The following is a 1,034-nucleotide window of genomic DNA, read 5'->3' as shown; positions in this document are numbered from 1 at the left end:
GAACGTTAGTGGCAATTTATGACGTATATCTTTAAAAAAGCAATGAAATACTTGAAGCTAATTCTTTTACTAATATGTTTCCCATTAACCTCTTGTAGCAAAAAACAAGAGTTAAAAAGGGAAAAGAAATATAATGATTCACTTATCATATACAGTGAGGATGATATGTATAAAATACAAACAGGCAGAATCAAAGTAATTGACACTTTATGCATAAATGAAGAAAAAAAAGCTAGAGAAGATATCAAAAAAGGTAAATTAGTATACTCATTTTATTTTGGATTAGGAAGTTACGAGGTAAGCAATGCTGAAATGATAAAATTGCTTTCTAAACACAATATCTCTTTTGATACAATTTTTGGAGTTTGCTCTCGACCACCAAAAGGGTTCAAATGGAATTGCTATAAAAACATGATGAATGAAACTATTAATAAAAAATTTGGATTTAAATTCATTGATTCATTGAGAAATATTGCTGACAGAGAATTTATTAAAAATAATCCAAATTTTATTTTCAGTTTCTTTGATTGTGAAACAACTTCGCGATACGTTAATGCAAAAAACTATGAGGATTTTTTAAAAAAACCCGAAGATGATTTTGTAGATGGATTAAATTATCCCAAACTGAGTAAAAATCAAATTAAAAAAGAAAAGGCAAATACCGAAGTTTTCTTTGTTATTTACAGGAACGGAACGGTTGGAAAAATAAAAGCCAAAAGTGATTTTAGCATCACAAAAAATAAAGATTTTGCAAAATATTTCGAACGAGAGGCTATTAATTTTGTAAAAAAGGCAAAATGGAAGCCCGCAGAATTTAGAGGAATTAATGTGAATAGTGAAATGCACTTAAACTTATACAATAAATAAACTGCCACTAACAGCCGTTTGCACCAATGGCGTGGCTCGGGATTTATCAGAATGCGGAAGTAAATATCTTTTTTCTTTCAATCGCGTTTTTTCTTTCTATCTTTTCGGTATATTTGTTATCGTCAGTGTAGAAAACCGCCACTGGCGCAAGCGACAAAACGTTAGCG

Annotated in this window: 1 protein-coding gene; it reads left to right on the top strand. The window is 30.3% G+C overall.

Annotation, left to right across the window (positions count from 1 at the left end):
* Nucleotides 1–165: 165 nt before the first annotated feature.
* Complete coding sequence (locus tag ACODSI_RS15025; protein WP_488917669.1) at nucleotides 166–867, top strand: energy transducer TonB; 702 nt, start codon at nucleotides 166–168, stop codon at nucleotides 865–867.
* Nucleotides 868–1,034: the final 167 nt, after the last annotated feature.

Source organism: Flavobacterium sp. FG139 (genome assembly GCF_057809695.1).
Note: the sequence above shows the minus strand (reverse complement) of the source record. Positions and strands in the feature narration are given on the sequence as shown.

Excerpts from the sequence above, each read along its gene's own strand:
- ACODSI_RS15025 (WP_488917669.1), top strand. The coding sequence starts at position 166 with ATGTATAAAATACAAACAGGCAGAATCAAAGTAATTGACACTTTATGC.